Genomic DNA, 22,137 nt, shown 5'->3' with positions numbered 1-22,137 from the left:
TGGTGGGGCTGATGGGCTCTTCGCCGCCCAGCTGAATTAATCATCTGTCACTTGCCCCACAAAATGTACCGACCGGATAATTACACCTGATGCAAAAGCCTTTCGCACGATCGGGGGCATCTGCGCGAAGGTAAATTAAGTAACATGACCCTCATGCCGCTGAACGTCCGTCCACCACGACAGACTAAAGTGTAACGAGCGACCGCTCTGACAACCCGGAAGGAGTACTCCTATGTGGACCAAACCTGCTTACACTGACCTGCGTATCGGCTTCGAAGTCACCATGTATTTCGCTAGCCGTTGATCAGCAAGCGCTGCACCACGCCTCGGTTCGCCGGGGCGTTTTCATTTTCGGCCTTCGCGATGGAGTTGCCATGTACGTCCAGATTCTAGGGTCCGCCGCCGGCGGTGGTTTTCCACAATGGAACTGCAATTGCGTGAACTGCAAGGGCTTGCGCGACGGCACCCTGCGCGCCCTGCCCCGCACGCAGTCGTCCATTGCCCTGTCCGACGACGGCGTGCACTGGATCCTGTGCAACGCATCCCCAGACATCCGCGCGCAGCTGCAAAGCTTCCCGGCGCTGCAACCGGCCCGGGCCCTGCGCGACACGGGCATTAATGCAATCATCCTGCTCGACAGCCAGATCGACCACACCACAGGTCTGCTGAGCCTGCGCGAAGGCTGCCCGCATCAAGTCTGGTGCACCGACATGGTCCACCAGGACCTGACCACCGGCTTCCCGGTGTTCAACATGCTGACCCACTGGAACGGCGGCCTGGACCGGCGGCGCATCGAGCTCGAAGGCAGCTTCGTCATCGACGCCTGCCCCAATCTGCGCTTCACCCCGTTACCGCTGCGCAGCGCCGCGCCGCCCTACTCGCCGCACCGCTTCGACCCGCACCCCGGTGACAACATCGGCCTCATCGTCGAAGACCTGAACACCGGCGGCACGCTGTTCTATGCGCCGGGCCTGGGCAAGGTCGACGGGCCATTGCTGGAACGCATGGGCGCCGCCGATTGCCTGCTGGTAGATGGCACTCTGTGGGAAGACGACGAAATGCAGCGCCGCGGCGTTGGCACGCGCACCGGCCGGGAGATGGGCCACCTGGCACAGAATGGCCCCGGCGGCATGCTCGAGGTGCTGGACGGCCTGAGCAAACCGCGCAAGGTGCTGATCCACATCAACAACACCAACCCGATCCTCGACGAAGACTCCGCCGAACGCGCCCAACTGATCCGCCACGGCGTGGAAGTCGCGTTCGATGGGATGAGTATCGAGCTCTGAACAAGGTGTGACGGCGGCTGGCGCTTCGCGGGCAAGCCTTTCTGCCACAGGCGTACACCTGTGGGAGCAGGGCTTGCCCGCGAAGGGGCCAGCCCCGCCTGCACAAAAAAGCATCAGACTCCACCTTGAACGAGGGAGAACAGCATGACCGACACACCGATGTCCCCGGCCGAGTTCGAGCAGGCCCTGCGCGCCAAGGGCGCGTTCTACCACATCTATCACCCCTATCACGTGGCCATGTACGAAGGCCGCGCGACCCGCGAGCAGATCCAGGGCTGGGTCGCCAACCGCTTCTACTATCAGGTCAACATCCCCCTGAAGGACGCGGCCATCCTCGCCAACTGCCCCGATCGCGAGATCCGCCGCGAGTGGATCCAGCGCCTGCTCGACCACGACGGCGCTCCTGGCGAAGACGGCGGCATCGAAGCCTGGCTGCGCCTGGGCCAAGCCGTGGGCCTCGACCCGGAGCAACTGCGCTCCCAGGAACTGGTGCTGCCCGGTGTGCGCTTCGCCGTCGACGCCTATGTGAACTTCGCCCGCCGCGCCAGCTGGCAGGAAGCCGCCAGCAGTTCGCTTACCGAACTGTTCGCGCCGCAGATCCACCAATCGCGTCTCGACAGCTGGCCCCAGCACTACCCGTGGATCGACCCGGCCGGCTACGAGTACTTTCGCACCCGCCTAGGCCAGGCGCGCCGCGATGTCGAGCACGGCCTGGCGATCACGCTCGAGCACTACACCACCGCAGCCGGCCAGCAGCGCATGCTGGAAATCCTGCAGTTCAAACTGGACATACTCTGGAGCATGCTGGACGCCATGAGCATGGCCTATGAACTGCACCGCCCGCCCTATCACAGCGTCACCGACCAACGCGTCTGGCACAAAGGCATCCCTCTATGAGCTTCGATCGCAGCAAGACGCCCACATGGCGCCAAGGCTATCGTTACCAGTACGAACCGGCGCAAAAGGGCCATGTACTGCTGTACCCCGAAGGCATGATCAAACTCAACGAAAGCGCAGCCCTGATCGGTGGTCTGATCGACGGTGAGCGCGACGTTGCCGCCATTATCGCGACGTTGGCAGCGCAGTTCCCGGACGTTCCGGAACTGGGCACCGACATCGAGCAATTCATGGAGGTCGCTCGTGCAGAGCACTGGATCGAGCTTGGCTGAGTCTCATATGCCTCATCAGCCCTTTATTCCGCCGACGCCGCCCGTCGGCCTGCCGCTGTGGTTGCTCGCCGAGCTGACCTACCGCTGCCCGCTGCAGTGCCCGTATTGCTCCAACCCACTGGATTTTGCCCAGCAGGGCAAGGAGCTGAGCACCGAACAGTGGATCAAGGTCATGCGCGAAGCGCGGGAGATGGGCGCGGCGCAGCTAGGTTTTTCCGGTGGCGAACCGCTGGTGCGCCAGGACCTCGCCGAACTGATCGGCGAAGCGCGGCAGCTGGGCTACTACACCAACCTGATTACCTCCGGCATCGGTCTCACCGAGCAGAAGATCAGCGACTTCAAAAAAGCCGGCCTGGACCACATCCAGATCAGCTTTCAGGCCAGCGACGAGCAGGTCAACAATATGCTCGCCGGCTCGAAAAAGGCCTTCGCGCAAAAGCTCGAAATGGCCCGGGCGGTCAAGGCCCATGGTTATCCGATGGTGCTCAACTTCGTCACCCACCGGCACAACATCGACAAGATCGACCAGATCATCGAGCTGTGCATCGCCCTGGAAGCCGACTTCGTCGAGCTCGCCACCTGCCAGTTCTACGGCTGGGCCGAGCTCAACCGCGTCGGCTTGCTGCCGACCAAGGAACAACTGGTGCGTGCCGAACGCATCACCAACGAATACCGCGAGCGCCTGGCGGCGGCCGGTAATCCGTGCAAGCTGATTTTCGTCACCCCGGACTACTATGAAGAGCGCCCCAAGGCCTGCATGAACGGCTGGGGCAGCGTATTCCTCACCGTCACGCCCGACGGCACCGCCCTGCCTTGCCATGGCGCGCGGCAGATGCCGGTCGAATTCCCCAATGTGCGTGACCACAGCATGCAGCACATTTGGTACGATTCGTTCGGTTTCAACCGTTTTCGCGGCTACGACTGGATGCCCGAGCCGTGCCGCTCCTGTGATGAAAAAGAAAAGGACTTCGGCGGCTGTCGCTGCCAAGCGTTCATGCTCACGGGTGACGCCAGCAACGCCGACCCGGTGTGCAGCAAATCAGTCGATCACGGCATCATTCTGCGGGCGCGGGAGGAGGCCGAACACGCGACTGCGACTATCGACCAACTGGCCTTCCGCAATGAACGAAACTCCCGTCTCATCGCAAAAAGCTGAGCCGTTCAGCGCCGTACAAGCGGTCGCGGCCGCCACCGATTTCGCCGAATTGCGCATCGGTGCCGCCGGGGTCTTCTGGAGCGAATACCGCCCCAGCGACGCCGCCAGCCGCATCTGGCAATGGCAAGACGGTCGGGCGCGCTGCCTGACCCCCGACGGTTTCAGCGTGCGCAGCCGCGTGTACGAATACGGCGGCGGTTCGTTCTGTTTGGTGGACGACGGCCTGGTGTTCGTCAACGAGCGCGACCAGCAACTGTATCTTCAGGCACTGGACGGCAGCGCCCCTCATCCCCTCACCCACGACGTGCGCCGCTACGGAGACCTGAGCTTCGCCGACGGCCAGGTGCTGGCGGTGGAAGAAGAGCCCGGCGCGCCTTATCCGATCCACCGGCTGGTGGCTATCGATGCCGAGGATGGCGCGCGTCGGGTGCTGGCCGAAGGCGCCGACTTCTATGCCGCCCCGGTGCTGTGCCCGGATGGCTCGCGGCTGGCCTGGATCGAGTGGTCGCACCCCGAACAACCCTGGACCGCGACCCGGCTGATGTGTGCCGAGCGCACCCTGGATGGCCGCGGCTGGCACAAGCCGTATTGCCTGGCCGGCGATGGCGTGCAGCCTGAGTCACTGCAACAGCCGCGTATCGACGAACAGGGCCGCGTGCAGTGCCTGTCCGATCGCAACGGCTTTTGGCAGCCCTGGCGAGAAAGCACCGCCGGCTGGCACGCGCTGCCCGCCAAGGCCGCCGATCATGCAGGAGCGCCCTGGCAACTGGGGGCCAGCAGTTGGCTGCCGCTCGTGGACCATACCTACCTGGCCACCTGGTTCGAAGACGGCTTCGCCAAACTCGGACTGTGCAACGACGCCGATGGCTCCACGCTCGACTACACCGGCGAGTTCAGCCGTTTCCGCAACCTGGCGGCCGACAACGCTTGCTTCTATGCCATCGCCGCCTCGCCGACCTGCCCCTCGGCCGTGATCGCCATCGATCGGCGCAGCCACGAGGTGCAAGTCCTGGCCGGCGGCGAAGCGCCCTTGGCCGCCGAGCACATCAGCCTGCCGCATCCGCACAGCTATGCCAGTGGCGACGGCCAGGCGCATTGTTTTTTCTATCCACCGGCCAACCCGCAGTTACCGCCACCGTTGCTGGTGTTCATCCATGGCGGGCCGACGTCCAGTTGCTACCCGGTGTTCGAGCCGCGCATCCAGTACTGGACGCAGCGCGGCTTTGCCGTAGCGGACATCAACTATCGCGGCAGTACCTGCTACGGCCGCGAATATCGCCAGGCATTGCAGGGCAATTGGGGTGTCAGCGATGTCGACGATGCCTGCGCGGCGGTCGAGCACCTGGCGGCGCAGGGGCTGATCGATGCGCAGCGGGCATTCATTCGCGGCAGCAGCGCCGGCGGTTACACGACGTTATGCGCCTTGGCGTTTCGCGATGTATTTCGCGGCGGCGCCAGCTTGTATGGGGTAAGCGACCCGGCGGCGCTGGCCCGCGATACGCACAAGTTCGAGAGCGACTATCTGGACTGGCTGATCGGCGACCCTGACGCGGATCATGCGCGTTATGAAGCACGCACGCCGCTGCTGCATGCCGAGCGCATCAAGGTGCCGGTGATCTTCTTTCAGGGCGAGCTGGACGCGGTGGTGGTGCCGCAGCAGACCCGCAGCATGCTCGAGGCGTTGCAGCGTAATGGCTTGTCGGCTGAAGGGCATTTTTATCCTGAGGAACGACACGGCTTTCGCCAGGCGGCGAACCTGGCGCATGCGCTGGAGGAGGAGTGGAAGTTTTACGGTCGGGTAATGGGCTGATTTTTGCGGTGAACCCAAGGGCCTCTTCGTGCGCAGAGCTCGCTCCCACAGCGTTAGGCGTACCCTTTGGGAGCGGGCTCTGCCGGCGGAGAGGCCCGTGATTACGCCCTCGATTCCAGCACCCGTTGCAACAACTCCACCGACGCCTGCTGGCGCTGCGCATCCCGGAACACCAGCCCCACCTTGAGCGGTACCCGCGGTTCACTCAGGGGCTTCCATAGCAATCCGGCATCATCCCCAACCACCCGCGCTCGTCCAGGCAGCACCGTGGCCAACGCCGTACCGGGCAAGCTGTCGAGGATCGCCGCCATGGTGTTGAGCTCGGCCTGCACCTGCGGGCGTCGGCCCAGATTGGCCAGTTGCCCCTGCCAGATCTGCCGCAGCTGAAACTCCTCACCCAGCAACAGCATTTGCAAGTCCGCTGCCTGTACCAGCGAGACCCTCTTGAACGCGCGCAGCGGGTGCTCCGTGGGGATCACCACCTGCAACTCGTCCTCATAAAGCAGCACCCCATGCAGCCCGGGCTGGCGCGGCGGCAGATAGCCGATGCCGATATCCAGCACACCGCTGAGCAACCGCCGCTCGATCTCCAGCCCCGACAACTCGTAGATCTGCACTACCAGATGGGGCTGTGCCTTGCGCACACCCTCAAGCAACTGCGGCACCAGGCTCGGGTGCACGGTTTGCAGCACGCCGATGGCCAGCGTGCGCACCGCCTGGCCCTTGAAATTGCCCAGTGCCTCGCGCGCCCGCTGCAGCCCGTCGAGCAGGGGCACGGCGTGGTTGTACAGCGTGTGGGCGGCCAGGGTCGGCAGCAGGCGTTTGTTGCTGCGCTCGAACAGGCTCACATCGAGGTTGTGCTCCAGCTGCCTGATCTGTTGCGACAGCGCCGGTTGCGACAGCGCCAGGCGCTCGGCGGCGCGGCCGACGTGGCCCTCTTCATAGACCGCGACGAAATACCGCAGCTGCTTGAAATCCATAAGCATCACTTATCAAAAATACTGTTAAATCGAAATGGAGCCGTCCCCGGCAGCGGCCTAGTCTATCCGCAATCAAAGGGGTGCAGACACACAAAGGCCCCGCGCGAGGAGTTTCCTGCGCCTTTGCCGTTTAGCATTTAGATAGGCCTGAGCGAATGAGTCTATTCAGTTTGCGTCGTTTCACAGCGGAATTTGACGCGCCTGCGGCGTCTGGTCAGCTTGACAACCATTCACCTGCCGCATTCAAACCGACCGTACACCTTGTCCCCCGTGCGGGAGTGGGCTCCGGCCGCGAAGAAATCACCACGATGCCAGGCAATACCCTCATCTGGCCGCGACCCAGCCTCGCCGCCGCGCGCCAGGCCGCCCTTGATCTGGCGCGCCGCTGGGGGCAAAGCAAGCGCCGCGACAGCGGCATCCTGCTTATCGGTGATCATCCGGCACACCTGCGGGCCAACGATCAGGCTGCGCTGCATGCTGCCGTGGATGCGAACACCGCAGCCATCGTGCTGCAGGCCGATTGTAAGGACATGACCGTCGAGTACTGTCAGGCTGCGTCGAGATTGTGCCGCGACCTGCATATCCTGCTGATCATCGATGGCAACGCTGAGCATCCGCCGCTGGCGAAAGAACGCGACTGGGGCATCGATGCCGACATCGTCATTGTCGACCACGATCGCGATCATGGCTTCCTGCAGCCGGCTTTTTTGGTGCGCACCTACACCGATGGCCTGGAAGCGCTGGCGCGTTTTCGCGGGTAGCGAGACTCTGTGGTTCACCTTAAAAAATGGGATCGACGCGACCGGTGCTTTCGCGAGCAAGCCTTGCCCTAACAGTCGTGCGACATACACACGCCAGCCGCCGCACCATCATGTCCGCAGCAAAATCCTGGTTCTACATTCGGCCAGGTAAAAATACCGTCTTGCGTTATCGCGCAACGTCCCGAGCCAGCCAGGTTAGGCTCGGGCGCTTTTTCCGCGCTGAGCGATGTAAGTGGTTGAGCAACAGCGAGTTGCCAGTGATCGACGGAATCTTCTCGCGCGCCAAAGGTCACTAGATTAACGACCTCTGGAGTAATACCATGGACATCATTCGCCTCATCTTCGCCATTATCCTGCCCCCTGTCGGCGTGTTCCTGCAGGTCGGTTTCGGCGGCGCCTTCTGGCTCAATATCCTGCTGACTCTGTGCGGCTACATCCCAGGGATCATCCATGCGGTGTATATCATTGCCAAACGTTGAGGTGAGCTAAAATCCGCCCAAACGAAAAACCCCGCCTGAGCGGGGTTTTGCAGTATGTGTCCCTGACATCCATTTCTACCCACCATCCTGGCGGGTGATTCCGTTTATTTCCTTGGCGCTTCCTGCGCTACATCCGTGAGTTAAAGATACTGATTCCGAGTTGTCAGCGGTATAGGCGATCGGCACCACAGACTGTAAGCAAACGCTTACAGCACTCAGAATTGCTCGGCATCCAGTAGATACAGGGATTCGCTGCCCGCCTTGACCGAGGCCGTCAGTGAATGGATGCGCGGCAGCAAGCGGGCAAAAAAGAACCGCGCTGTACCGAGCTTGCTGGCGTAGAACGCCTCCTGATCTTCCTTGCCCAGCGCCGCCTGGGCCATCAATGCCCACATATAGGCATAGGCGGTGTAGCCGAACACTTGCAGGTATTCCACCGAGGCAGCGCCGATTTCCTGGGGATTGTGCAGTGCCTTGTCGATGACCCAGGTGGTCAGCTGATCGAGGTTGTCCAGTGCAGCGCCCAACGGCTTGGTGAACTCGGCCATGGCGCCGCCGGTATCGGCGATGAACCAGCGGATTTCTTCAGCGAAGATCTTGTACGACGCGCCGCCGTTGCCCACCACCTTGCGGCCTATCAGGTCGAGGGCCTGGATGCCGTTGGTGCCTTCGTAGATCTGGGTGATGCGCACGTCGCGCACCAGTTGTTCCTGGCCCCATTCGCGGATGTAGCCGTGGCCGCCGAAAATCTGCTGGCCATGCACGGTGGTTTCCAGGCCCAGGTCCGTCAGGAACGCCTTGGCGACCGGCGTCAGCAAGGCCACCAAGTCTTCGGCACGTTTGCGCTCGGTGGCCTCTTCGCTGAACTTGGCGCGGTCGAGTTGCAGCGCCACGTACGAGGAGAAGGCCCGGCCGCCTTCGTTGCTAGCCTTCATGGTCAGCAGCATGCGCCGCACATCGGGGTGGACGATGATCGGGTCGGCGACTTTGTCCTTGGCTTGCGCGCCAGTGGGCGACCGGCTCTGCAGGCGATCGCGAGCGTAGTCCACGGCGTTCTGGTACGAGCGCTCGCCCGACGCCAGGCCCTGAATACCAACGCCGAGGCGCTCGTAGTTCATCATGGTGAACATCGCCGCCAGGCCCTTGTTCGGCTCGCCGACGATATAACCTTCGGCGGCGTCGAAGTTCATCACACACGTGGCCGAGGCCTGGATGCCCATCTTGTGCTCGATGGAGCCGCAGGTCACCGGATTGCGCTCACCCAGGCTGCCATCGGCGTTGACCAGAAACTTGGGCACCAGGAACAACGAGATGCCCTTGGGCCCCGCCGGCGCATCGGGTAGCTTGGCCAGTACCAGGTGGATGATGTTTTCGGTGAGGTCGTGCTCACCGCCGGTGATGAAGATCTTGGTGCCGCTGACCTTGTAGCTGCCATTGGCCTGGGGTTCGGCCTTGGTGCGGATGATGCCCAGATCGGTCCCCGCATGAGCTTCGGTGAGGCACATGGAGCCGGCCCACACGCCCGCGTACATATTGGGCAGATACGCCTGTTTGAGCGCTTCGCTGGCGTGAGCGAGGATCGACAGGCAGGCGCCAGCGGTGAGCATCGGGTACAGGCCGAACGACAGGCTGGCGGAGTTGACCATTTCCTCGACTTGGGCCGACACCACCTTGGGCATGCCCATGCCGCCGAATTGCGGGTCGCCGCCAACACCTACCCAGCCGCCCTCGGCGTAGGTGCGATAGGCCTGGAGGAAGCCAGCCGGGGTGGTGACTGCGCCGTCGTGCCAGTGGCAGCCTTCTTCATCGGCCGCTCGGCTCAGCGGCGCGATGCCTTTGCTGGTGACTTTGCCCGCCTCTTCTAGAATGGCCTCGACGGTGTCGGCATCCACGACTTCGGCAAGGGCCGGCAACTGCGCCCACTGGCTGGACACATCGAAGACTTCGTTGAGGATGAAGCGCATATCGCGCAGGGGCGCTTTGTAGTCAGCCATGGCAACCTCTAGAACAGAGCTGGAAAAGTCGAATCAGGGCAGTGTAGCCCAACAACTTTTCGGAGACATAGCGTCGACTTGTGACTGGTCGGTCACGCAGTCGCAGCAGTACGCACCGCGCCACGGCGGTTCTGGCCATAGCTGACCACGCAATTGCGGCCGGCACCTTTGGCGGCATACAACGCCTGGTCGGCGGCCTTGAGGACTTCCTCGGGGGTGCGCTGCTCGGGCATCCGCTCGCACACGCCGATGCTCACCGTGACCGACACGCTGGTCGCCGCTGAACCCGCCCGGCGCTGACGCCCCTGCAGGTCATCCTGCGGGCGATCGGGGTTGCGCAGCTGAATGTTGTAGGCAGCAATCACGCCGCGGATCACTTCGAGATGCGGCATGCACTCTTCCAGGGTCTTGCCGGCGAAGACCAGGGCGAACTCCTCCCCGCCATAGCGATACGCGCGCCCGCCGCCGCTGACTTTCGACAGCTTGCTGGCGACCAGGCGCAGCACCTGATCGCCGACGTCGTGGCCGTGGGTATCGTTGAATTTCTTGAAGTGGTCGACGTCGGTCATTGCCAGCACGTAATTGCGCCCCAGGCGTTGCATGCGCTCGTTGAGCGCGCGGCGGCCCGGCAGCCCGGTGAGCTCGTCACGAAAGGCCATCTGATAGGCCTCGTGGGCCACCGCCGCGGCGATCATCAGCATCACCTGGCTGCACAGAATGTTCAGGGTGAAGGGCAGGATGAAGGTCTTCGGCAGGGCCCAGAACATCCCGATCAGGCCCACCAGTTGCGCGGCATGCAACGGCCGTGGAAAGCGCACGTACTGCACCGTGAGCACCACGAAGGCGATGAAGAACATCGGGTAGGCGAGCTGGATCAGGCTCATCCATTGGCCGTGCAGCGACGGCCAGCGGATGTCCGCCAGCCAGTCGAGCAAGGCCGCTGGAAAGCTCTGCTCCAGGCCCAGCGCTACCGCGCTGACGGCCAGCAGCACCGCGCAGCGGGCGACGATATCCTGAAACAGATGAGTGCGTTCCGCCCAAGCGCCGAACAGTCCGTAGAGCATCGGCAATATCAGACAGACCAGATGGAAGACCACCGCCGCGTCTTCGCGCAGCTTGCCATTGTCGCGGTAGAAATCGGTCTGCGTATCGAGCAGATAGTAGGCGATGTACACCGTGACCATCAGGAACAGCTCGCGCTGGCGCCGATAGACTGCGCAATAGGCGCCCCCCAGCAGTAGCACCAGCGTCGGCAGGACGTTGAACAGCGATGTGAAGAACACGTTCAAATCGCGCACATAGGCTGCCGCCAGCCCGGCCAGCAGCAACACCAGCGAGGGCAGGAAATGGCTGATTCGAGCAGCAGATAAACGCGGCAAAGGCAAAACTCCGGCCGTCAAACAGTGCATGGCATTGTGCCTGCATCTGTATCGGCCGGAAGTTGGAAAGGTTTAGGGTTTAATCGGATCGGGATGTAGCGGGGGTGAGTGACTGTGGTCTTGAGGGCCCCTTCGCTGCCGAGTTCGCACCCTTGCTCCCGCAGTGCGCGACTGTGGGAGCAAGGGTGCGCGTTTGGCGGCGAACGGGCCGGCAAGTCATGCGCAGTACTCAGTAAGAGAGGCCGAACGCCTCTTCATCCATCTGCATCAGGTTGCCCGCACCCGACAGCATCGCCGCCACATGCGTGCGGGTGCGCGGCAGGATCCGCTGGAAGTAGAAGCGCGCCGTCTGCAGCTTGGCCGTGTAGAACGCCTCCTCGGTAGTGCCGGCAGCGAGTTTCTCGGCCGCCAGACGCGCCATGTCGGCCCAGAAGTATGCCAGGCAGGCATAACCGGAATACATCAGGTAATCCACCGACGCCGCGCCGACCTCTTCACGGTCCTTCATCGCCGCCATGCCGACCTTCATCGTGATCTCGCCCCACTCCTTGTTCAGTTGCGCCAAGGGTGTAACGAACTCGCTGACGGCCTCGACACCTTCATTGGCCTGGCAGAACTTGTGGACGATCTTGGTGAAGCCCTTGAGCGCTTCGCCCTGGGTCATCAGCACTTTGCGGCCCAGCAGGTCGAGCGCCTGGATGCCGGTGGTGCCCTCGTAGAGCATCGAGATACGGCTGTCGCGCACGTTCTGCTCCATGCCCCACTCGGCGATGAAGCCGTGGCCGCCATAGATCTGCACGCCGTGGTTGGCCGATTCGAAACCGACTTCGGTCATGAACGCCTTGGCAATCGGGGTCATGAACGCCAGCAGCGCGTCGGCACGCTTGCGCTCTTCTTCGTCCTGGCTGTACTTGACCACGTCGACCAGCTTGGCAGTGAAGTAGACCATCGCCCGAGTACCCTCGGCGAAGGCCTTCATGGTCAGCAGCATGCGTCGCACATCAGGGTGCACGATGATCGGGTCGGCGGCTTTGTCCGGCGCCTTGGGGCCGGTCAGCGAGCGCATCTGCACGCGATCGCGGGCGTACTTGAGGCCGCCCTGGAAGGCCACTTCGGCGTGTGCCAGGCCTTGCAGTGCAGTGCCCAACCGCGCGGTGTTCATGAACGTGAACATGCAGTTCAGGCCCTTGTTGGCCGGGCCGATCAAGTAACCGGTGGCGGCGTCGAAGTTCATCACGCAGGTGGCGTTGCCGTGGATGCCCATCTTGTGTTCGATGGAGCCACAGGTGACCGCGTTGCGTTCGCCCAGGCTGCCTTCGATGCTCGGCAGGATCTTCGGCACGATGAACAGCGAGATCCCCTTGGTGCCTGCCGGCGCATCGGGCAGGCGCGCCAGCACGATGTGGATGATGTTCTCGGCCATGTCGTGTTCACCGGCAGAGATGAAGATCTTGGTGCCGGTGATCTTGTAGGACCCATCGGCCTGCGGCTCGGCCTTGGTGCGCAGCATGCCCAGGTCGGTACCGCAGTGGGATTCGGTCAGGCACATGGTGCCGGTCCACTCACCCGAGACCAGCTTGGTCAGGTAGGCCTCTTGCTGTTCAGGGGTGCCGTGGGCGGAGATGGTGTTCATCGCGCCATGGGACAGGCCGGGGTACATGCCCCACGACCAGTTGGCGCCGCCGACCATTTCGCTGACTGCCAGCCCCAAGGATTCCGGCAGGCCTTGGCCGCCGTGGGCAACGTCGTGCGCCAGGCTCGGCCAGCCGCCTTCGACGAACTGCTCGTAGGCTTGCTTGAAGCCGGTCGGCGTTTTGACCCCGGATTCGCTCCAGGTGCAGCCTTCGGTATCACCCACGCGGTTCAGCGGGCCCAGCACCTGTTCACAGAACTTGGCGCCTTCCTCGAGAATGGCCGAGACCATGTCCGGAGTGGCGTCTTCGCAGCCTGGCAGGCTCTGGTAGTGCGCTTCGTACCCGAGCAGTTCGTCACGGACGAAACGAATGTCACGCAAGGGGGCCTTGTAGTCAGGCATAGCGATAAACCTCTGCTGATGAACTTGGGTGATGGCTTTTCAAGGAAAGCCGCGCTGCGCGACAGGGAATATTTTCCGCGCAGGTCAAACAGGTGTTTGAAACATACGTTTCGGCTACCCCGATTGTCAAGCGTCGCTCGGCGGGGGATGGCAAGAGGCACGTTGTCGCGGGCACGGCAAAGCCATCGCGCCGCTCGAATGGACGCAACATTCAGACAAACGGCGAGGATTGGATGAGCACTGAAAGATGATTGCGATTTTGCAGAAATGGCCCGCGAAGAGGCCTATAGACCTAGCGAACGTGCAAAACCGCTATGGATCAGGCGTATATATCGATCAACGACCCGAGCGCTTGATCGGCGGCCTTTTCGACCTTGGTGCCGGCCTGCACCTGAATCTGCGCCTGGATCATTTCGACAGCAGCGCTGGCGGGGTCCAGCTGGCTACGATCCACGCCACGCAGGCGCTCGGCTTGATAATTCGACGACTGGCTGGTGGCGGACGCGCTGTTGGCGATATCGCTGGAGGCTTGGTCCAGACGCGTCAGACCTGTCTGAATGGCGGACAGGCCGGAGTTGTAAGAACTGTACGAAGTACTGGAGCTGATGTCCATGGCGCGACTCCACTGGGTGGATGGCTAATAGACACTAGTAAACCACCTACCGCCAATAAAATCCCGCCAATAAGACTGACGGTCTGTGACGCAACCCGCAAACCTGACTAAAGATCCAGCAAGTCCAGCTCGATATACCCCGCTACCAACTCCGCCGATATGCCCCTGATGCGCGGCACCCGCCCCAGGCACGGTGCGGGCAGACGCTCGGCCAGAGTCGCGAGGTTCTCCTCTAGCCTGGAGGTCTTGGAATCAATGACATTGGCCACCCACCCCGCCAGATGCAAGCCGTCCCGCGCGATGGCCTCGGCGCTCAGCAGCGCGTGGCTGATACAGCCCAACCGCACGCCCACCACCAGAATCACCGGCAATTTGAGCGCCATGGCCAGATCGGACAGATTGGCCTGGTCCGACAACGGCACCCGCCAGCCACCCGCGCCTTCGATCAAGGTGAAGTCCGCTTGCTGGGCCAGAATATGCCGCATCGGCGCCAGCAACCCTTGCACACCCAGGGCCACGCCCGCTTCCCGTGCGGCCAGATGAGGAGCGATGGCCGGCTCGAAGGCGAAGGGATTGACCTGCTCGTAGGGCAGCTTGACCGAGCTTTCAGCAATCAGGGCCAGGGCGTCGCTGTTGCGCAGGCCCTTGGGTGTGACGTCGCAGCCCGAGGCCACAGGTTTGGCGCCCAAGGTGCTGAGGCCGTTGAGCCTGGCGGCGTGCAACAGGCCGGCGGCCACCGTGGTCTTGCCGACGTCGGTATCGGTACCGGCGATAAAAAACGCAGCCGTCATGAACGAACTCCCGAAGCCGGCTTGTGCATCACCCCATAGATCACTTGATAGGTCGCCGGCAGCCCGGCCGGCTGGCGCAAACCTTCGTAGGCATCGATCAGCCCTTTGATGCGCTGGCGACCCGTCAACCCGCCAGGGCGACCCGGGTTGATATTGTGCGCGCCGAGGGCCTTGAGCTCGTGGGTCAGGTCGCGCACGTCGCCATAGTGCAGCACGTGAGGCACAGCCTCCAACGTCAACACCTGCAGGCCGCTCTCGGCGCACAACTGCTGGTAGCGCGTCAGCGGCCGGAAGCGATTGACGTGCACACTGGAATCCACGGCGCGCCAACTGTCGCGCAGCTCGAACAGCGTACCGTCACACAGGCTGGCGAACGCCATCACGCCTCCTGGGCGCAACACGCGCGAGGCCTCGGCCAGCACCGCAGCGAAGTCGCCGCACCACTGCACCGCCAGGCTCGAAAACAGCAGGTCGCCGCTGGCATCTGCCAGGGGCAGCTGCTCGGCATCACCAACGATGTACTGCTGCGCCCCACCGAGGGCCCGCGCATGGCGCAACATGCCTTCGGCAATATCCACCGCCACACCCTCGGCCTGGGGGAAGCGCTCGGCCAGCACCCGGCTGAAGTGCCCGGTGCCGCTGCCCAGATCGATCCACCGATCTACGCTAAGGGTGGCTGGCAGACGCGCCAGCAAGGCCTGGCCGACATCACGTTGCAACTGCGCGACGCTGTCATAGCTGGCCGCCGCGCGAGAAAACGACGCCGCCACCTGGCGTTTGTCCGGCAGGCTGTCCACCGGCACGGGCAACTGCACCCTGTTGACGTCGCTCACACTCAAATCAGTCATCACCGGACTCATGTAAAAAAGCTTGAATAGCGCCCGCGACACCGTGGGGGTCTTCCACCACGAACGCGTGGCTGGCCTGTTCGATCAGGCCGATTTCGACGTCGGGCAACAGCGCCAGCAACTCCCCGGCGACTTCGGCCGGCACCAGCGCATCGGCGCCGGCAAACAGGTGAAATTGCGGCCCACGATAGGCCTGCAAGGCGGCGCGGGTGTCCAACCGAGCGAGGACTTGCAGCCCTGGCTCCAGTGCCGCCGACGGTGCAGCGGCACTCAACAGCCTGGACAGCCCGCGCGGATCGTCCACGGCGCCTTGGGCACACAGCAGGCTGAAGCGCTTGAGCGTTTGCAGAGGCGACTCCTGACAGCCCGCCAAGAACGCCTCGAACAGCTCGCCGCTCATGGCGTGGGGCCAATCTTCACGGGCGACAAAGCAGGCGTTGCTGGCCAACGTCAGCAGCCCGCAGCAACGCTCGCCACGGCGCGCCGCCAGCTCGGCGGCGAGCATGCCGCCCAGCGACCAGCCGCCCAACCAGGTGTCCAGCGGCAACGTGGCGTCGAGCTCGTCGAGCCACTCGTCCACGTCATGGGAATCAAGCGCCGGCAGCGGCTCGATATCCACCCGAAGGCGCTCGTCCAGCCCCTGCAGCGCCGCCGCCAGCGGTTGCATCGGCGATATGCCCAGGCCCCAGCCCGGCAGCAGAATCAAACGGTCACGCATCTTCGGGCTCCAGCAGCGGATAGCACTCGGCCAATGCGTTCAACAATAGCTGCACCTGGGCCTCGCTGTGGGCCGCCGAGAGCGTCACGCGCAAACGGGCACTGCCGTTGGGCACGGTTGGCGGGCGGATGGCGGTCACCAGCAGGCCGCGATCGCGGAGCATTTTCGACAGCCTCAGAGCGCGGGCGCTGTTGCCGATCATAATGGGCTGGATGGGCGTGAAGCTGTCCATCAGGCTCAGGCCGAGCTGCTCGGCGCCATGGCGAAACTGGGCGATCAAACGCGCCAGATGCTCGCGGCGCCAGTGCTCGGTGCGCAGCAGTTCAAGACTTTTGAGCGTGGCGCAGGCCAGCGCCGGCGGCTGGCTGGTCGTGTAGATGTAGGGCCGGGCGAACTGCACCAGCGCTTCGATCAGATCGTCGCTGCCGGCCACGAAGGCGCCCGCAGTGCCGAAGCCCTTGCCCAGGGTGCCGATCAACACCGGCACGTCGTCCTGGCTCAGGCCGAAATGCTCGACCACCCCGCCGCCGCTGGCGCCCAGGGTGCCGAAGCCATGGGCGTCATCGACCATCAACCAGGCGCCGCGGGCCTTGGCGACCTTGGCCAGGGCGGGCAAATCGGCGACATCGCCATCCATGCTGAACACGCCGTCGGTGACCACCAGCGTGTCGCCCACGGCCTTGTCGAGCCGCGCGCTCAGGCTGTGCGCGTCGTTGTGCAGATAGCGATTGAAACGCGCGCCGCTGAGCAAGCCGGCGTCGAGCAACGAGGCATGGTTGAGGCGATCTTGCAGCACCGTGTCGCCCTGCCCCACCAGCGCCGTGACCGTACCGAGGTTGGCCATGTAGCCCGTGGTGAACAGCAGCGCGCGGGGCCGGCCGGTGAGCTCGGCCAAAGCCTCCTCGAGGGCGTGATGAGGGCCGCTGTGGCCGATCACCAGATGCGAAGCGCCACCGCCCACACCCCAGCGCTCGGCACCGGCCTGCCAGGCCTTGATCACTTCGGGGTGATTGGCCAGGCCCAGATAGTCGTTGTTGCAGAAGGCGATCAGCGCTTGGCCATCGACCACCACCTGCGGCCCTTGCGGGCTTTGCAGCAGTGGCCGTTGGCGGTACAGATCAGCAGCGCGGCGCTCGTCGAGGCGAGCGCGCAGGTCGAAGGGCATATTCAAAATCTCAGGGTGCCTCGGTTCTCCTGTGGGAGATTCTATGGTTTGCTCAGACCGCCGCGTCGTAGAACAGCTCGCTGCTCTTCTGCTCCACCAATGCCTGCTCGATGGCCGCCTGGTGCACTTCATCGGCGTGTTCATAACCGGCTTCTGGCTGAATGCCCAGGCGCGCGAACAGCTGCATGTCCTTGTCGGCCTGCGGGTTGGCGGTGGTCAGCAGCTTGTCGCCGTAGAAAATCGAATTGGCGCCCGCAAAGAACGCCAGGGCCTGCATCTGCTCGTTCATCGCCTCGCGACCGGCCGACAGGCGCACGTGGGACTGCGGCATCATGATCCGCGCGACAGCAAGCATGCGGATGAAGTCGAACGGATCGACGTCATCGGCGTTTTCCAGCGGCGTGCCCTTGACCTTCACCAGCATGTTGATCGGCACCGATTCCGGGTGCTCCGGCAGGTTGGCCAGCTGGATCAGCAGGCCGGCGCGGTCATCCAGCGACTCGCCCATGCCGAGGATGCCGCCGGAACAGATCTTCATCCCGGCATCACGCACGTAGGCCAGGGTCTCCAGGCGCTCGCCGTAGGTGCGGGTGGTGATGATGCTGCCGTAGAACTCCGGCGAGGTGTCGAGGTTGTGGTTGTAATAGTCCAGCCCGGCCTCGGCGAGCGCCTGGGTCTGCTCCTGGTCGAGCTTGCCCAGGGTCATGCAGGTTTCGAGCCCCAAGGCCTTGACCCCGGCGACCATCTTCAACACGTAAGGCATATCCTTGGCCGACGGGTGCTTCCAGGCGGCACCCATGCAGAAGCGCGTCGAGCCGATAGCCTTGGCACGTGCCGCCTCTTCGAGGACCTTCTGCACTTCCATGAGCTTTTCTTTTTCGAGCCCGGTGTTGTAGTGGCCGGACTGCGGACAATATTTGCAATCCTCTGGGCAGGCACCCGTCTTGATCGACAACAATGTGGAAACTTGCACGCGATTGGCGTCGAAATGCGCACGGTGAACGGTTTGCGCCTGAAACAACAAGTCGTTGAAGGGCTGGACGAACAGAGCTTTGACCTCGGCCAGAGACCAGTCGTGACGAGTAGTTGCATTGATGCTGGCGCTCATCGGCGATTCCTTGTTTATGCTGGGCTGAACGGCTGCGGGAAGGGAATACCCATAGCCATGACACGGATAAGCGGCATAGTTAAGGAAGACGCATGGACTGTCAACCATCAGCGATTAACAAGGTTTACATCTGGTCAAATATCAACCAATCCTGTTTGCTCTGCGACGAATTGACGGACAACCCCTATCCCCTGTGTGAACCCTGCGAGCGAGAACTACCGTGGCTTGATGAGCGCTGCGAAATCTGCGCGCTGCCTTTGGCCATGACCGGCCTGGAATGCGGGCCGTGCCGACGCAAGGCGCCAGCCTTCGCTCGGGTCGAAGCGCCATGGCATTACGGCTTCCCCATCGACACCCTGATAACCCGCTTCAAGCACAACGCGCAGTGGCCACTGGGGCGCATGCTTGCCGAGGGGTTGGCGCGCTGGCTATTGCAGGCCTTCGCCGATGGGCTGCCACGGCCGCAGCGTCTGTTGCCCGTGCCCATGGCTCGCCAGCGTTTGCGCAAGAGGGGCTTCAATCAGGCGCAGATGCTCGGCCACTGGCTGGCGCCGTTGCTGCAGATCCGTTGTGACGACCGCCTGTTGTTGCGCCCCTATGCCACCCGCGCCCAGCAGGAACTGGACGCTGCGGCGCGGCGACAGAATCTGCTCAGTGCATTCAGCCTCGCCGATAAAGCCTTGGTGCGCGGCCTGCACGTGGCGATTGTCGATGACGTGATGACCACCGGTGCCACGGCGCAGGCGCTGGCCTTGCTGTTGAGACGCGCCGGAGCGGTGCGGGTCGACGTGTATTGCCTGGCGCGTACGGCCAAGCCTGATGAACGGCCTTCTTCGGGATCTGGTTGATCGGCGATCTTGACGGCCTCATCGCGGGCAAGCCTTGCTCCCACAGAGGTGTGCCGATCTCAAGTCGCACACCTGTGGGAGCAAGGCTTGCCCGCGAAGAGGCCGCCACCGTTTGCACAGAAATATTGCCTGTTGATCTCAAGCGCTCAGCCCTTGACTTGCCAACGCCGGACGAGCAACGTCGGCTCTTTCCCGCGTTGAAGAACCGCCGCCATGCCCCTGCCTACCCTTCTCTCCCAGTACCTCGCTCGCCGCCCGCAGCGCATCGAGTTGCTGCGGCATATCGCCGAGCAAGGCTCGATCACCCGCGCGGCAAAAAGCGCCGGCATGAGCTACAAAGGTGCCTGGGATGCGATCGATGAGTTGAACAACATCGCCCCGCTGGTAGACCGCAGCATCGGCGGCAAAGGCGGGGGCGGAGCTCGGCTATCCCCGGAAGGCGAACGCGTCCTGCGCCTCTATCAAAAGCTGCAGGCGCTGCAGGCGCAGGTGCTGGAAGCTGCCGAAGACGCCAGCGACCTCGACCTGCTCGGTCGCTTGATGTTGCGCACCAGTGCCCGCAACCAGCTGCAAGGGAGCGTGGTCGGCATCGATTCACGCGGGCGCAGCGACATCGTGCGTCTGGCACTGGGCGGCGACCTGCATCTGGACGCGCAGATCACCCACGACAGCACCCTCAGCCTGGCACTGGAAATCGGCAGCCCGGTGGTGGCCCTGATCAAGGCCGGCTGGCTACAGCTCCTGGCGGCCGATCAACCCGCCCCGCAGGGACACAACAGCCTGAGCGGAATCGTCCAGCAGATCATCGACGACCCCGACGGGCCCAGTGAAGTGCGCATCGCCCTGACCAACGGCCAGACGCTGTGCGCCCTTAGCGAAGCGCAGCATCTGGCCAGCATCGATGCCCGGGTCGACGGCCCCCTCAAGGTCACTTTTTCGCCCTCCTACGTGCTCCTGGGCACGCAGCTCTAACCTGCAGCGGGGGCGGCCTGTCTGGCGCCGATTACGGTGAGTCCGTCACTTTGAGGGGGGGGGGGTGATCCAACGTGACCGGGGCAAGCCCCTTGCTACACGGTATGTGGCGGCCCTCGCCAATCCCGATCCCACTTGCAGCTCGGCCTGCGCTACCATAGCTGGCCGGACGCGGCCGCCTGCCGCGGCGCAGGAGTCAGCATGTCCCACCCCTTCGATACCCTTACGCCCGACCTTGTCCTGGATGCCGTCGAAAGCATCGGCTTCCTCAGCGACGCCCGCATTCTGGCCCTCAACAGCTACGAGAACCGTGTCTATCAGGTCGGCATCGAAGATGGCGAGCCGCTGATCGCCAAGTTCTACCGTCCGGGCCGCTGGACCACCGAGGCGATCCTCGAAGAGCACAGCTTCACCGCCGAACTCGCCGACTGCGAAGTGCCGGTGGTGGCGCCCATGACCCACGAAGGCAAGACGCTGTTCGAGCACGCGGGCTTTCGCTTCACCCTGTTCCCTCGTCGTGGCGGCCGCGCGCCAGAGCCAGGCAACCTCGATCAGCTCTACCGCCTCGGGCAGTTGATGGGGCGCCTGCACGCCGTGGGTGCCGCGCGCCCGTTCGAGCACCGCGAAGCTCTGGGGGTACAGAACTTCGGGCACGACTCGCTGACCACCCTGCTCGAAGGCAATTTCATCCCGCGCAGCCTGCTGCCGGCCTACGAGTCGGTGGCCCGCGACCTGCTCAAGCGGGTTGAGCAGGCCTACCGCGATACGCCCTACCAGGCCATCCGCATGCACGGCGATTGCCACCCCGGCAACATGATGTGCCGCGACGAGGTGTTCCATATTGTCGACCTTGACGACTGCCGCATGGGCCCGGCGGTTCAGGACATGTGGATGATGCTGGCCGGCGATCGCCAGGAGTGCCTGGGTCAGCTGTCGGAACTGATGGACGGTTACCGCGAATTCCACGACTTCAACCCGCGCGAACTGGCGCTGATAGAGCCCCTGCGGGCCCTGCGCCTGATGCACCACAGCGCCTGGCTGGCGCGCCGCTGGGACGACCCCGCGTTCCCGCGCAGCTTCCCGTGGTTCGGTCAGGAGCGCTACTGGGGCGATCAGATTCTGGCCTTGCGCGAGCAGCTATCGGCGCTGCAGGAAGAGCCGTTGCGGTTGTTCTAGGTAGAGGGGGTTGGCTGGGGTGGCCCCTTCGCCGGCAAGCCATGCTCCCACAGTTGTACGCTTCGGTTCTGTGGGAGCATGGCTTGCCAGCGAAGAGGCCGGTGCGGGCCACATCAATTCTCGGCCCGCAACACCAGCTCCACCATCAAATCATCCGCCAGCGTTTCCAACTGTGCCTGCAATGCATCCAGCGACAAGGTCAACGGCACCGCCAGCATCGCCTCGGCATGGAACAGCGGCTCGCTGCTCATCGGGGCTGGGCGCACGTCGGTTACCAACCGTTCTAGATTCACCCCCTGCTGGCTGAGCAAGCGGGTTATGTCGCGCACGATGCCTGGGCGATCATTGCCCACCAGCTCCATGGCGATCGGCTTCCAGGTGCACGACTGTTCGATGCCCGCCCCAGCGATCTGCACGTGAATCTCTTCACCCTTGAGCGCCTGCAAAGCGCTCACCAGCTTGTCGCAGGATTGCGCCGGTACGGCCACGCGCAAGATCCCGGCGAACTGCCCGGCCATGCGCGCCATGCGGCTTTCCAGCCAGTTGCCGTTGTGTTCGCTGATGCACTGTGCGACTTTTTCCACCAGCCCGGCCTTGTCAGCGGCCAGCACGGTCAGTACTAGATGGTCCATGGGCGCGTTCCTCTTGTTGGAAGGGGTGAGTATAGGCAGCGCTGGCGGGCAAAAAATTGTATACAGTTTATTTTGATCTATGGAACAATTCGGCACTTCAGCAGCACTGTACAGTCATATTCGGACTGCAAAAGACCCTTTTTCCCAACTTCAAAAAGTTCATGTAGTATCGCCACGCGAGCACTACATACATTGATCGACGTCAAATACGAGCAGC

General features: G+C 63.3%; 22 protein-coding genes. 11 read left to right on the top strand and 11 right to left on the bottom strand.

Features of this window, described 5'->3' with window-relative positions; genetic code table 11:
• The first annotated feature begins 232 nt into the window (after positions 1–232).
• From pqqA to LIX93_RS12625, 6 genes are all read left to right on the top strand, one after another.
• Positions 233–304, top strand: a complete 72-nt coding sequence (gene pqqA, locus LIX93_RS12650) for a pyrroloquinoline quinone precursor peptide PqqA (RefSeq protein ID WP_008365141.1) — start codon at positions 233–235, stop codon at positions 302–304.
• A gap of 70 nt (positions 305–374) precedes the next feature.
• On the top strand, positions 375–1,286 hold the full coding sequence (pqqB, locus tag LIX93_RS12645; protein ID WP_226504369.1) for a pyrroloquinoline quinone biosynthesis protein PqqB: 912 nt from the start codon (positions 375–377) through the stop codon (positions 1,284–1,286).
• 144 nt (positions 1,287–1,430) lie between these two features.
• Positions 1,431–2,183, top strand: a complete 753-nt coding sequence (gene pqqC, locus LIX93_RS12640; protein ID WP_226504368.1) for a pyrroloquinoline-quinone synthase PqqC — start codon at positions 1,431–1,433, stop codon at positions 2,181–2,183.
• Positions 2,180–2,455, top strand: coding sequence for a pyrroloquinoline quinone biosynthesis peptide chaperone PqqD (gene pqqD, locus LIX93_RS12635; protein WP_226504367.1), 276 nt, complete (start codon positions 2,180–2,182; stop codon positions 2,453–2,455). The genes pqqC and pqqD overlap by 4 nt, the downstream gene beginning before the upstream one ends.
• Before the next feature lie 7 nt (positions 2,456–2,462).
• On the top strand, positions 2,463–3,611 hold the full coding sequence (pqqE, locus tag LIX93_RS12630) for a pyrroloquinoline quinone biosynthesis protein PqqE (protein WP_226504468.1): 1,149 nt from the start codon (positions 2,463–2,465) through the stop codon (positions 3,609–3,611).
• A complete protein-coding gene (locus LIX93_RS12625) occupies positions 3,577–5,421 on the top strand; it encodes a prolyl oligopeptidase family serine peptidase (protein WP_226504366.1) in 1,845 nt (614 codons plus the stop codon). Before pqqE ends, LIX93_RS12625 begins: the two co-directional genes overlap by 35 nt.
• A 101-nt stretch (positions 5,422–5,522) precedes the next feature.
• Here the strand turns inward: LIX93_RS12625 and LIX93_RS12620 are convergent, their stop codons facing one another.
• Positions 5,523–6,401, bottom strand: coding sequence for a LysR substrate-binding domain-containing protein (locus LIX93_RS12620; protein WP_226504365.1), 879 nt, complete (start codon positions 6,399–6,401; stop codon positions 5,523–5,525).
• Between the two features lie 308 nt (positions 6,402–6,709).
• On the opposite strand from LIX93_RS12620, the gene LIX93_RS12615 reads away from it, so the two are divergent.
• Both LIX93_RS12615 and LIX93_RS12610 read left to right on the top strand, forming a co-directional pair.
• On the top strand, positions 6,710–7,162 hold the full coding sequence (locus LIX93_RS12615) for a hypothetical protein (RefSeq protein ID WP_226504364.1): 453 nt from the start codon (positions 6,710–6,712) through the stop codon (positions 7,160–7,162).
• 320 nt (positions 7,163–7,482) lie between these two features.
• A complete protein-coding gene (locus LIX93_RS12610) occupies positions 7,483–7,641 on the top strand; it encodes a YqaE/Pmp3 family membrane protein (protein ID WP_226504363.1) in 159 nt (52 codons plus the stop codon).
• A 215-nt stretch (positions 7,642–7,856) separates the two neighbouring features.
• On the opposite strand, the gene LIX93_RS12605 is transcribed toward LIX93_RS12610, so the two are convergent.
• From LIX93_RS12605 to bioB, 9 genes are all read right to left on the bottom strand, one after another.
• Positions 7,857–9,635, bottom strand: coding sequence for an acyl-CoA dehydrogenase C-terminal domain-containing protein (locus LIX93_RS12605; protein ID WP_226504362.1), 1,779 nt, complete (start codon positions 9,633–9,635; stop codon positions 7,857–7,859).
• Positions 9,636–9,727: 92 nt separating this feature from the next.
• Positions 9,728–11,014, bottom strand: a complete 1,287-nt coding sequence (locus LIX93_RS12600; protein ID WP_226504361.1) for a GGDEF domain-containing protein — start codon at positions 11,012–11,014, stop codon at positions 9,728–9,730.
• A 229-nt stretch (positions 11,015–11,243) separates the two neighbouring features.
• Positions 11,244–13,049 (bottom strand): phenylacyl-CoA dehydrogenase, encoded by a 1,806-nt coding sequence (locus LIX93_RS12595; RefSeq protein WP_226504360.1) that lies wholly within the window; start codon positions 13,047–13,049, stop codon positions 11,244–11,246.
• Positions 13,050–13,368: 319 nt separating this feature from the next.
• On the bottom strand, positions 13,369–13,662 hold the full coding sequence (locus tag LIX93_RS12590) for a pyrroloquinoline quinone biosynthesis protein PqqE (protein WP_226504359.1): 294 nt from the start codon (positions 13,660–13,662) through the stop codon (positions 13,369–13,371).
• Positions 13,663–13,769: 107 nt separating this feature from the next.
• Positions 13,770–14,453: a dethiobiotin synthase gene (gene bioD, locus LIX93_RS12585; protein ID WP_226504358.1), complete on the bottom strand. Its 684-nt coding sequence runs from the start codon at positions 14,451–14,453 to the stop codon at positions 13,770–13,772.
• Entirely contained in the window at positions 14,450–15,301 is an 852-nt protein-coding gene (bioC, locus tag LIX93_RS12580; protein WP_226504357.1) for a malonyl-ACP O-methyltransferase BioC, read from the bottom strand. Before bioC ends, bioD begins: the two co-directional genes overlap by 4 nt.
• Positions 15,294–16,019: an alpha/beta fold hydrolase gene (locus LIX93_RS12575; protein WP_226504356.1), complete on the bottom strand. Its 726-nt coding sequence runs from the start codon at positions 16,017–16,019 to the stop codon at positions 15,294–15,296. Before LIX93_RS12575 ends, bioC begins: the two co-directional genes overlap by 8 nt.
• Positions 16,012–17,184, bottom strand: coding sequence for an 8-amino-7-oxononanoate synthase (bioF, locus tag LIX93_RS12570; RefSeq protein ID WP_226504355.1), 1,173 nt, complete (start codon positions 17,182–17,184; stop codon positions 16,012–16,014). The genes LIX93_RS12575 and bioF overlap by 8 nt, the downstream gene beginning before the upstream one ends.
• A gap of 52 nt (positions 17,185–17,236) precedes the next feature.
• Entirely contained in the window at positions 17,237–18,292 is a 1,056-nt protein-coding gene (gene bioB / locus LIX93_RS12565; protein WP_226504354.1) for a biotin synthase BioB, read from the bottom strand.
• Positions 18,293–18,384: 92 nt separating this feature from the next.
• Here bioB and LIX93_RS12560 point away from each other — a divergent pair, with 92 nt between their 5' ends.
• The 3 genes from LIX93_RS12560 (at position 18,385) to LIX93_RS12550 (ending at position 21,288) form a co-directional block, all read left to right on the top strand.
• Complete coding sequence (locus LIX93_RS12560) at positions 18,385–19,140, top strand: ComF family protein (RefSeq protein WP_226504353.1); 756 nt, start codon at positions 18,385–18,387, stop codon at positions 19,138–19,140.
• A gap of 213 nt (positions 19,141–19,353) precedes the next feature.
• The gene (locus LIX93_RS12555) at positions 19,354–20,112 is read left to right on the top strand and encodes a TOBE domain-containing protein (RefSeq protein ID WP_226504352.1); all 759 of its coding nucleotides are present in this window, start codon (positions 19,354–19,356) and stop codon (positions 20,110–20,112) included.
• 201 nt (positions 20,113–20,313) lie between these two features.
• Positions 20,314–21,288, top strand: a complete 975-nt coding sequence (locus LIX93_RS12550; protein ID WP_226504351.1) for a serine/threonine protein kinase — start codon at positions 20,314–20,316, stop codon at positions 21,286–21,288.
• 113 nt (positions 21,289–21,401) lie between these two features.
• On the opposite strand, the gene LIX93_RS12545 is transcribed toward LIX93_RS12550, so the two are convergent.
• A complete protein-coding gene (locus tag LIX93_RS12545; RefSeq protein ID WP_226504350.1) occupies positions 21,402–21,920 on the bottom strand; it encodes an ACT domain-containing protein in 519 nt (172 codons plus the stop codon).
• Between the last annotated feature and the right edge of the window lie 217 nt (positions 21,921–22,137).

The sequence above is a fragment of the Pseudomonas sp. MWU16-30317 genome (assembly GCF_020515695.1).
Classification (GTDB): Bacteria; Pseudomonadota; Gammaproteobacteria; order Pseudomonadales; family Pseudomonadaceae; genus Aquipseudomonas.
This window is presented reverse-complemented; position numbering and strand designations above follow the sequence as displayed.

Coding starts and splice junctions, on each gene's coding strand:
- pqqB (WP_226504369.1), top strand. CDS start 375: ATGTACGTCCAGATTCTAGGGTCCGCCGCCGGCGGTGGTTTTCCACAA.
- pqqC (WP_226504368.1), top strand. CDS start 1,431: ATGACCGACACACCGATGTCCCCGGCCGAGTTCGAGCAGGCCCTGCGC.
- pqqD (WP_226504367.1), top strand. CDS start 2,180: ATGAGCTTCGATCGCAGCAAGACGCCCACATGGCGCCAAGGCTATCGT.
- pqqE (WP_226504468.1), top strand. CDS start 2,463: ATGCCTCATCAGCCCTTTATTCCGCCGACGCCGCCCGTCGGCCTGCCG.
- LIX93_RS12625 (WP_226504366.1), top strand. CDS start 3,577: ATGAACGAAACTCCCGTCTCATCGCAAAAAGCTGAGCCGTTCAGCGCC.
- LIX93_RS12620 (WP_226504365.1), bottom strand. CDS start 6,401: ATGGATTTCAAGCAGCTGCGGTATTTCGTCGCGGTCTATGAAGAGGGC.
- LIX93_RS12615 (WP_226504364.1), top strand. CDS start 6,710: ATGCCAGGCAATACCCTCATCTGGCCGCGACCCAGCCTCGCCGCCGCG.
- LIX93_RS12610 (WP_226504363.1), top strand. CDS start 7,483: ATGGACATCATTCGCCTCATCTTCGCCATTATCCTGCCCCCTGTCGGC.
- LIX93_RS12605 (WP_226504362.1), bottom strand. CDS start 9,635: ATGGCTGACTACAAAGCGCCCCTGCGCGATATGCGCTTCATCCTCAAC.
- LIX93_RS12595 (WP_226504360.1), bottom strand. CDS start 13,049: ATGCCTGACTACAAGGCCCCCTTGCGTGACATTCGTTTCGTCCGTGAC.
- LIX93_RS12590 (WP_226504359.1), bottom strand. CDS start 13,662: ATGGACATCAGCTCCAGTACTTCGTACAGTTCTTACAACTCCGGCCTG.
- bioD (WP_226504358.1), bottom strand. CDS start 14,453: ATGACGGCTGCGTTTTTTATCGCCGGTACCGATACCGACGTCGGCAAG.
- bioC (WP_226504357.1), bottom strand. CDS start 15,301: ATGACTGATTTGAGTGTGAGCGACGTCAACAGGGTGCAGTTGCCCGTG.
- LIX93_RS12575 (WP_226504356.1), bottom strand. CDS start 16,019: ATGCGTGACCGTTTGATTCTGCTGCCGGGCTGGGGCCTGGGCATATCG.
- bioF (WP_226504355.1), bottom strand. CDS start 17,184: ATGCCCTTCGACCTGCGCGCTCGCCTCGACGAGCGCCGCGCTGCTGAT.
- bioB (WP_226504354.1), bottom strand. CDS start 18,292: ATGAGCGCCAGCATCAATGCAACTACTCGTCACGACTGGTCTCTGGCC.
- LIX93_RS12560 (WP_226504353.1), top strand. CDS start 18,385: ATGGACTGTCAACCATCAGCGATTAACAAGGTTTACATCTGGTCAAAT.
- LIX93_RS12555 (WP_226504352.1), top strand. CDS start 19,354: ATGCCCCTGCCTACCCTTCTCTCCCAGTACCTCGCTCGCCGCCCGCAG.
- LIX93_RS12550 (WP_226504351.1), top strand. CDS start 20,314: ATGTCCCACCCCTTCGATACCCTTACGCCCGACCTTGTCCTGGATGCC.
- LIX93_RS12545 (WP_226504350.1), bottom strand. CDS start 21,920: ATGGACCATCTAGTACTGACCGTGCTGGCCGCTGACAAGGCCGGGCTG.